The organism is Clostridium bornimense, from assembly GCF_018917145.1.
Lineage (GTDB): Bacteria > Bacillota > Clostridia > Clostridiales > Clostridiaceae > Clostridium_AN > Clostridium_AN bornimense_A.
Map to the genome: position 1 here is coordinate 70,306 of NZ_JAHLOD010000013.1, position 8,274 is coordinate 78,579.

The 8,274-nt window shown below is 35.0% G+C and carries 18 protein-coding genes; all 18 read right to left on the reverse strand.

From position 1 onward, the window contains the following. Positions 1 to 6: 6 nt before the first annotated feature. Positions 7 to 546, reverse strand: a complete 540-nt coding sequence (rplF, locus tag KQI30_RS06590) for a 50S ribosomal protein L6 (protein ID WP_216462490.1) — start codon at positions 544 to 546, stop codon at positions 7 to 9. A 19-nt stretch (positions 547 to 565) separates the two neighbouring features. Then, on the reverse strand, positions 566 to 964 hold the full coding sequence (gene rpsH, locus KQI30_RS06595) for a 30S ribosomal protein S8 (RefSeq protein ID WP_044039374.1): 399 nt from the start codon (positions 962 to 964) through the stop codon (positions 566 to 568). 28 nt (positions 965 to 992) lie between these two features. Continuing rightward, positions 993 to 1,178, reverse strand: a complete 186-nt coding sequence (locus KQI30_RS06600) for a type Z 30S ribosomal protein S14 (protein ID WP_044039375.1) — start codon at positions 1,176 to 1,178, stop codon at positions 993 to 995. Between the two features lie 14 nt (positions 1,179 to 1,192). Next, positions 1,193 to 1,735 carry a 50S ribosomal protein L5 gene (gene rplE, locus KQI30_RS06605; RefSeq protein ID WP_044039376.1) on the reverse strand — a complete coding sequence of 181 codons (543 nt, stop codon included), beginning with the start codon at positions 1,733 to 1,735 and terminating at the stop codon, positions 1,193 to 1,195. Positions 1,736 to 1,756: 21 nt separating this feature from the next. Beyond that, positions 1,757 to 2,074, reverse strand: a complete 318-nt coding sequence (gene rplX, locus KQI30_RS06610) for a 50S ribosomal protein L24 (RefSeq protein ID WP_216462491.1) — start codon at positions 2,072 to 2,074, stop codon at positions 1,757 to 1,759. A gap of 18 nt (positions 2,075 to 2,092) precedes the next feature. Beyond that, a complete protein-coding gene (gene rplN, locus KQI30_RS06615; RefSeq protein WP_044039378.1) occupies positions 2,093 to 2,461 on the reverse strand; it encodes a 50S ribosomal protein L14 in 369 nt (122 codons plus the stop codon). 29 nt (positions 2,462 to 2,490) lie between these two features. Further along, positions 2,491 to 2,745, reverse strand: coding sequence for a 30S ribosomal protein S17 (rpsQ, locus tag KQI30_RS06620; RefSeq protein WP_044039379.1), 255 nt, complete (start codon positions 2,743 to 2,745; stop codon positions 2,491 to 2,493). A 28-nt stretch (positions 2,746 to 2,773) separates the two neighbouring features. Then, a complete protein-coding gene (rpmC, locus tag KQI30_RS06625; RefSeq protein ID WP_216462492.1) occupies positions 2,774 to 2,986 on the reverse strand; it encodes a 50S ribosomal protein L29 in 213 nt (70 codons plus the stop codon). Next, positions 2,986 to 3,420: a 50S ribosomal protein L16 gene (gene rplP / locus KQI30_RS06630; protein ID WP_044039381.1), complete on the reverse strand. Its 435-nt coding sequence runs from the start codon at positions 3,418 to 3,420 to the stop codon at positions 2,986 to 2,988. Before rplP ends, rpmC begins: the two co-directional genes overlap by 1 nt. A gap of 17 nt (positions 3,421 to 3,437) precedes the next feature. After that, positions 3,438 to 4,106 (reverse strand): 30S ribosomal protein S3, encoded by a 669-nt coding sequence (gene rpsC, locus KQI30_RS06635; protein WP_044039382.1) that lies wholly within the window; start codon positions 4,104 to 4,106, stop codon positions 3,438 to 3,440. 16 nt (positions 4,107 to 4,122) lie between these two features. Continuing rightward, positions 4,123 to 4,458, reverse strand: coding sequence for a 50S ribosomal protein L22 (gene rplV, locus KQI30_RS06640; protein WP_216462493.1), 336 nt, complete (start codon positions 4,456 to 4,458; stop codon positions 4,123 to 4,125). 24 nt (positions 4,459 to 4,482) lie between these two features. Next, positions 4,483 to 4,767 (reverse strand): 30S ribosomal protein S19, encoded by a 285-nt coding sequence (gene rpsS, locus KQI30_RS06645; RefSeq protein WP_044039384.1) that lies wholly within the window; start codon positions 4,765 to 4,767, stop codon positions 4,483 to 4,485. A 66-nt stretch (positions 4,768 to 4,833) separates the two neighbouring features. Next, positions 4,834 to 5,661 carry a 50S ribosomal protein L2 gene (gene rplB, locus KQI30_RS06650; RefSeq protein ID WP_216462494.1) on the reverse strand — a complete coding sequence of 276 codons (828 nt, stop codon included), beginning with the start codon at positions 5,659 to 5,661 and terminating at the stop codon, positions 4,834 to 4,836. Positions 5,662 to 5,715: 54 nt separating this feature from the next. Next, a complete protein-coding gene (rplW, locus tag KQI30_RS06655) occupies positions 5,716 to 6,009 on the reverse strand; it encodes a 50S ribosomal protein L23 (RefSeq protein WP_216462495.1) in 294 nt (97 codons plus the stop codon). Further along, on the reverse strand, positions 6,009 to 6,629 hold the full coding sequence (gene rplD / locus KQI30_RS06660; RefSeq protein WP_044039387.1) for a 50S ribosomal protein L4: 621 nt from the start codon (positions 6,627 to 6,629) through the stop codon (positions 6,009 to 6,011). Before rplD ends, rplW begins: the two co-directional genes overlap by 1 nt. 23 nt (positions 6,630 to 6,652) lie before the next feature. Continuing rightward, on the reverse strand, positions 6,653 to 7,282 hold the full coding sequence (rplC, locus tag KQI30_RS06665) for a 50S ribosomal protein L3 (RefSeq protein WP_044039388.1): 630 nt from the start codon (positions 7,280 to 7,282) through the stop codon (positions 6,653 to 6,655). Between the two features lie 57 nt (positions 7,283 to 7,339). Then, on the reverse strand, positions 7,340 to 7,648 hold the full coding sequence (rpsJ, locus tag KQI30_RS06670) for a 30S ribosomal protein S10 (protein ID WP_044039389.1): 309 nt from the start codon (positions 7,646 to 7,648) through the stop codon (positions 7,340 to 7,342). A 508-nt stretch (positions 7,649 to 8,156) separates the two neighbouring features. Then, positions 8,157 to 8,274: hypothetical protein (locus KQI30_RS17315; RefSeq protein WP_216462502.1), on the reverse strand; the 118-nt coding region annotated here is incomplete at its 5' end.

Below are 8,274 nucleotides of genomic sequence, written 5' to 3' on the forward strand. Positions count from 1 at the left end.
TAACTATTACTTACCAGTCTTACCTTCTTTACGTCTGATAACTTCGTCAGAGTATTTAATACCTTTACCCTTATATGGCTCTGGTTTTCTCCATTTTCTGATATCAGCAGCCACTGCTCCAACTAATTCCTTGTTAATTCCTTTAACAACGATATGTGTAGCATCAGGAGTTTCAAAAGTAATTCCTTCAACAGCTTCTATTTCAACTGGGTGAGAGTAACCTAAGTTTAATGTTAATCCCTTACCTTTTAATTGTGCTCTATAACCTACACCGATAAGCTCTAATGTTTTTTGGAATCCAGTGTTAACACCAATTACCATGTTATTTATTAAAGCTCTTGTTAAACCGTGTAGTGCTCTGTGTTCTTTAACATCGCTTGGTCTTGTAACAACGACGCTATTATCAACAACTTCAATCTTCATGTCTTTGTGCATTGCTTGCTTTAATTCACCTTTAGCTCCTTTTACAGTTACTAGATTTGAATCATCAACTGTAACAGTAACGCCTGCTGGTAAAGTTATTGGCAGCCTACCAACTCTTGACATACGTACACCTCCTATTTAATTACCATACGTAGCAAAGAACCTCTCCACCTACGCCTAATTTTCTAGCTTCTCTATCAGTAACTATACCTTTTGATGTAGAAATAACAGCTATTCCTAATCCGTTTAATACTTGAGGAATTTCTTCCTTTCTTGCATAAACTCTTAATCCTGGTTTAGATATTCTCTTTAAGCCAGTGATAACTCTTTCTTTATTTGAACCATATTTTAATGATATTCTTAACATCGGAACGATTCCGTCATTATATTCTTCAATTTCCTTTACGTAACCTTCTTGTAATAAGATGTTAGCAATAGCCTTCTTTATATTTGAAGAAGGGATTTCTACTACTTGATGCTTAACAACATTAGCATTTCTTATACGAGTTAGTAAATCTGCTATTGGATCTGTCATAACCATCTTGTCGGCCTCCTTTCATACACCTTAATTACCAGCTTGCTTTTCTACAACCTGGAATTTCGCCTTTATAAGCAAGTTCTCTAAAACATATTCTGCAAATACCAAATTTCTTTAATACTGCGTGTGGTCTTCCACAAATTCTGCATCTTGTATATGCTCTTGTTGAAAACTTAGGTTCTTTATTCCATTTTTCAATCATTGCTTTACGTGCCACGATATTCCCTCCTTTTATTGAGCAAATGGCATTCCAAGGAATCTTAATAACTCTCTAGCTTCCTCGTCAGTCTTTGCAGTAGTTACGAATATTATATCCATACCTCTTAACTTATCGATCTTATCATATTCAATTTCTGGGAATATTAATTGTTCTTTAACTCCTAACGCGTAGTTTCCTCTACCATCAAAAGATTTTGAAGATATCCCTCTGAAATCTCTAACTCTTGGTAGAGCAATGTTTATTAACTTATCCGCGAATTGGTACATTTTATCTTTTCTTAAAGTAACTTTACATCCGATCGCTACATTTTCTCTTAATTTGAAGTTTGCGATTGATTTCTTAGCTCTTGTTAATACTGGTTTTTGACCAGAAATTAGAGTTAAGTCATTAACTGCTCCTTCTAATGATTTTGGATTGTCTTTAGCTTCTCCAACTCCCATGTTGATTATGATCTTTTCAATCTTAGGAACTTCCATGATATTTTTGTATCCGAACTTATCCATTAATGCCTTAACAACTTCGTTTTCGTACTTTTCTTTTAGTCTTGGACTCATCTAATTGCCCTCCTTCCTAAATTAAAGTGTTTCTCCACATTTCTTACACACTCTAACTTTTATTCCATCTTCTTTGATCTTATTTGAAATTCTTGTTACATTTTTACAGCTTGTGCAGTATAACATAACCTTTGAAGAATTTATAGGTGCTTCCATACGGATTATTCCACCTTGCATATTTGCTCTATTTGGCTTAACATGCTTAGTTACAACATTTACATCCTTAACTAACACCTTATCCTTTTTTGGGTAAACAGCAAGTACTTCTGCAACTTTACCTTTATCTTTACCTGATATAACCATTACAGTATCATTCTTTTTAACGTGAATTTTTGCCACCGAAGCCACCTCCTTATATTATAGTACTTCTGGTGCTAGTGATAAGATTTTGTTAAATTCCTTATCTCTTAACTCTCTAGCAACTGGTCCGAAGATACGAGTACCTCTTGGGTTCTTATCATCTTTAATTATTACTGCTGCGTTCTCGTCAAATTTGATGTATGATCCGTCTGCTCTTCTTAAGCCTTTAACAGATCTAACTATTACAGCTTTTACTACATCTCCCTTTTTAACAACTCCACCTGGTGTTGCGCTCTTAACTGAAGCAACTATTATATCACCGATGTTTCCCCATTTTCTGTGAGAACCACCTAATACTCTTATGCACATTATTTCTTTTGCACCTGAGTTATCTGCAACTTTAAGTCTAGTTTGTTGCTGAATCATGCTAGTGACCTCCTTTCAGTATCGAAAAATTACTTAGCCTTTTCAACTATATTAACAAGTCTCCATCTCTTATCTTTTGATAATGGTCTTGTTTCCATGATTTCTACTCTATCATTAATGTGAGCTTCATTATTTTCATCGTGAGCTTTGAACTTAGTAGTTCTGTTTACAGTCTTACCATATAATGGATGACGAACTTTAGTTTCAACAGCTACTACTATAGTCTTATCCATCTTATCAGAAACAACTCTTCCGATTCTAACTTTTCTCATTCCTCTTTCCATCGTGAGACCTCCCTTCAGGCTTCTTTTATTATTGTTGAACACCCTTTAATTCTTCTTCTCTTAGGATGGTTTTAATTTGGGCTATTGACTTTTTAACTTCTCTGATTCTCATTGGGTTTTCTAATTGCCCTGTAGCTAATTGGAATCTTAAGTTAAATAATTCCTTCTTTAAGCCATTAAGAGATTCTACTAATTCAGTTGATGTTACTGATCTTAATTCTTGTAACTTATTAGCCTTCATTATTCATCACCACCCATTTCTTCAAAGTCTCTTCTTGTAACGAATTTAGTTTTAACTGGAAGCTTATGCATAGCAAGTCTCATAGCTTCTCTAGCAACTTCTTCGTTTACTCCTGATAGTTCGAATAAAACTCTACCAGGTTTAACAACTGATACCCAGTATTCTGGTGAACCTTTACCTGAACCCATACGAGTTTCAGCTGGTTTTTGAGTTACTGGCTTATCTGGGAAAACCTTTATCCAAAGCTTTCCTCCTCTTTTTATATATCTATTTATAGCAATTCTCGCAGCTTCTATTTGTCTACTAGTGATCCATCCGCATTCAGTTGCTTGAATAGCGAAATCTCCGTAAGCAATAAAGTTACCTCTAGTAGCTTTACCCTTCATTCTGCCACGTTGAACCTTACGATGTTTAACTCTCTTTGGCATTAACATCTAGAATTCCTCCTTCCTTATGCGTTAGCTTCTTCCTCGTTTTTAACCTTCTTTACTGGAAGAACTTCTCCTTTATATACCCATACTTTAACACCGATCTTACCGTATGTTGTATCTGCTTCAGCAAAACCATAATCGATATCTGCTCTTAGTGTTTGTAGTGGAATAGTACCTTCATTATAGCTTTCAGCTCTAGCAATTTCTGCACCAGCTAATCTTCCTGAGCAAGTAACCTTAACTCCTTTAACGCCGTGTTTCATTGCTCTTGAAATAGATTGTTTCATTGCTCTTCTAAAAGATACTCTCTTTTCTAATTGTTGAGCTATGTTTTCTGAAATTAATTGTGCATCTATTTCAGTATTTTTAACTTCTACAATGTTTATAAGTAAGTTCTTTTCACTTACGAATTTTAATAAATCTTTCTTTAAAGCTTCGATACCTTGACCGCCTTTTCCAATGATTACTCCTGGCTTAGCAGTGAAGATATTTAACTTAACTCTCTTAGATGCTCTTTCGATTTCTATTTTAGAAATACCTGCTGAGTATAACTTTTTCTTTACGAATTCTCTGATCTTGTTATCCTCTACTAGGTAGTCGGCGAAATTTCTATTGTCTGCATACCATTTTGCATTCCAATCTTTGATGACACCAACTCTAACACCGTGTGGATGTACTTTTTGTCCCACTCTGCTTCCCTCCTAACTACGCTCTTTCTTTTACACTTATTGTAATATGACTAGTTTTCTTTAATATTCTAAACGCTCTTCCTTGTGCATGTGGTCTGAATCTCTTTAATGTTGGACCTTGACCTACGTGTGCATCTGAAACATATAAGTTATCAGCATTTAAATTTAAGTTGTGTTCCGCATTTGCTACTGCTGATTTAAGTACCTTAAGTACTACCTGCGCAGCATCCTTTGGAGTGTATTGTAATATTACAATTGCTTCATTAACGCTCTTACCTCTTATAAGATCAAGAACTATGTTCACCTTCATAGGTGACATTCTTACATATCTAGCTATAGCTTTAGCTTCCATGTTGAGTTTCCTCCTTTCTTAAGCCTATCTTTTCTTAACGCCTGATGACTTTTCATCTATATGACTCTTAAACGTTCTTGTAGGAACGAATTCACCTAGCTTGTGGCCTACCATATCTTCAACTACATATACAGGAACATGTTTTCTTCCGTCATGTACAGCAATTGTGTGACCAACCATTTGAGGGAAAATAGTTGAACTTCTTGACCAAGTCTTTATAACTTTCTTTTCTCCCTTTTCGTTCATTGCTTCAATCTTATTTAAAAGTGACTCTTTTACGTAAGGTCCTTTTTTAAGTGATCTACTCATTAATTTGGCCTCCCTTCATCTACAACTGACATTATGGATGAGAAGAGAATAATTTCTCTCTTCTCACTACTTTCTCTTCTTGATGATAAGTCTATCTGAATATTTCTTATTCTTTCTAGTCTTATATCCAAGAGCTGGTTTACCCCATGGAGTAACTGGACTTGGACGTCCTACTGGAGATCTACCTTCACCACCACCGTGTGGATGGTCATTAGGGTTCATAACAGAACCTCTTACAGTTGGTCTCCAACCCATGTGTCTCTTTCTACCAGCTTTACCGATATTGATGATTTCATGAGTTAAGTTAGAAACAACACCAATTGTAGCTCTGCATTCTAATCTTACATATCTCATTTCACCTGATGGTAATCTTAAAGTTGCATATCCATTGTCTTTAGCCATTAATTGTGCTGAAGAACCAGCAGCTCTTACTAATTGAGCACCTTTACCTTTAGCTAATTCAACATTGTGAATTACTGTACCTACAGGTATGTTTATTAATGGTAAGCAGTTTCCTACTTTGATATCAGATTCTGGACCAGATACGATAGTATCTCCAACTTTTAATCCGTGTGGAGCGATGATATATCTCTTTTCTCCATCTGCATATGTTACTAATGCAATATATGCACTTCTGTTTGGATCGTATTCTATTGTAGAAACCTTTGCAGGTATGTTATCTTTATTTCTCTTGAAGTCGATTATTCTGTACTTCTTTTTAGCACCACCACCATGGTGTCTAACAGTTATTTTACCTTGGTTATTTCTACCACCTGTTTTGCTCTTTGAAGCAAGAAGTGACTTTTCTGGAGTATTTGTAGTGATGAACTCAAATGTATCCATAGTCATTCCTCTTCTAGATGGAGTGGTAGGGTTAAACTTTTTAACTGCCATGTGTTTTCCCTCCTTCTTTGCGCTTATCTGGCTAACTGCCAATAACTGCTCTTATTACATTCCTTCGAAGAATTCTATTGTGTTACTTTCTTCAGTTAACTTAACAATAGCTTTCTTAAAGTCAGCTCTCTTACCAACGTGTACTCCAACTCTCTTAGTTTTTCCTAAGCAGTTGATAGTCTTTACGTCTTCAACTGTAACGTTGAATACTTCTTCGATAGCTTTCTTTATTTGTACTTTGTTTGCGTGTACATCAACTATGAAGGTGTATTTTTTATCTTGCATATCTGCCATGCTCTTCTCTGTTATTACTGGTTTTCTAATTATATCAAAGTTAGTCATTTTCATTATGCATACACCTCCTCAATTTTTGATACAGCATCCTTAGTAATGATAAGATTTTCGTATTTTAATAAGTCATAAACATTGATGTTGTTAACTGGTACTACAGCAACTCCTTGAATGTTTCTGATTGACTTATAAGTGTTTTCGTTTGATTCAGCAACAACTACTAAAGCCTTTTTAAGGTTAAGTGCTTTAAACATTGCTACTGCTTCCTTAGTCTTAGGTGTTTCGAATGATAAATCTTCTAATACGAAAATTTCATTTTCTTGAACCTTTGAAGTTAAAACTGATCTCATTGCAGTTCTCTTCATAGACTTTGGAATTGCCATTCTATAATCTCTTGGCTTTGGTGCAAATACTATACCACCATGAATCCATTGTGGAGATCTGATAGAACCTTGTCTCGCTCTTCCTGTTCCCTTTTGTCTCCAAGGTTTGATTCCACCCCCAGAAACTTCAGCTCTAGTCTTAGCGCTTTGAGTTCCTTGTCTCTTATTAGCTAATAAAGCTACTACTACTTGATGTACAGCTGCTTCACTAACTTCAGCTCCGAACACATTTTCATTTAATTGGATATCTCCAACTTTTTCTCCTGCTTTGTTTAATAATCCTACTGTAGGCATTCTGCATCCTCCTTTCTAACAAATTAAGCCTTAATGCTATTCTTTATAGTAACTAGGCCTTTATTTGGTCCTGGAACAGCACCTTTAACTAAGATGATATTCTTTTCTGGGTATACTTTAACAACTGTTAAGTTTTGAATTGTTACTTTTTCGCATCCCATGTGACCTGGCATTTTCTTGTTCTTGAATGTTCTTGATGGATCTGATGAAGCTCCCATTGAACCTACTGCTCTGTGGAACTTAGAACCATGTGACATAGGTCCTCTACTGAAGTTATGTCTCTTAATAACACCTTGGAATCCCTTACCTTTAGAAATTCCTGTTACGTCGATTTTGTCTCCAGCAGCAAAAACTTCTGCCTTTATTTCACTTCCAACTTCATAAGCTGAAGTATCTTCTAATCTAAATTCTTTTACGAATCTCTTTACTGGAATTCCAGCTTTAGTGAAATGACCCTTCTTAGGTTTGTTTACTAAACTTTCTCTGATGTCACCAAATGCAACTTGGATTGCATCGTAACCATCTTTTTCTACTGTCTTCTTTTGAGATACGAAACATGGACCAGCTTCGATAACTGTAACTGGAACTAATTTTCTGTTCTCATCAAAGATTTGAGTCATACCAAGTTTTTTACCTAGTATAGCTTTTTTCATTACTCTACACCTCCTGAACTAATTAGCGGATCGTTATACGATCATAATAGCGGGTAATTAAGCTTTTATTTCAATATTAATACCTGCTGGCAAGTCTAATCTCATTAATGCATCAACTGTTTTTGATGATGGACTTAATATATCAATTAGTCTCTTGTGAGTTCTTATTTCGAACTGTTCTCTAGAGTCTTTGTACTTGTGTACAGCTCTTAAGATTGTAATCACATCTTTTTCTGTTGGAAGTGGTACTGGACCAGCTACCTTAGCCCCTGTTGCTTTAGCTGTTTCAACTATTTTCTCAGCTGCAGCATCAAGTAAATTGTGATCAAATGCTTTTAATCTAATTCTTATTTTTTGTTTTGCCATTTTCTTTCCCTCCTTTTCATCGCACGCTTGACTTTATACGCACAACACGGATGTTATGTAAACCCTCCCTGGTGTATCGCATTGTTCAACACACGTGGGCATAAATAACTCCGCCGCCACATTCTTGATGTGGCATACTCCACAAGAATTCCCTAAAGTCCGGCTACCTCTTGCTTCATCGCATATAAACAACTCAATAACAACTCTTACATTATATATTAAATTTTTATGTTTGACAAGAGTTTTTATTTTTTTATTTTTCCCACTGCTATTGCGCCTGAAAAGAATTATATTCTATAAATAAAATTTTTTCAATAGCGTAATAAATGGAAATTAAAATTTGTATTTTTTCTCTTACAATATTTATTGTTACTTATATTATGTAATTTAAAAATATATTATTTTAATTTATTAAATAAATAAAAAGAGGAGGAAATATTCCCCCTCTTTCTATTTGGCTAATTTTTGGCTTTTGGACTTTTAATTTCTTTTATATACTTTGTTTTAATTATTCAACGATAGAAGTAACAACTCCTGAACCTACAGTTCTTCCACCTTCTCTGATAGCGAATCTTAAGTTTTCATCCATAGCTACTGGAGTGATTAACTCAACGTTCATATCGATG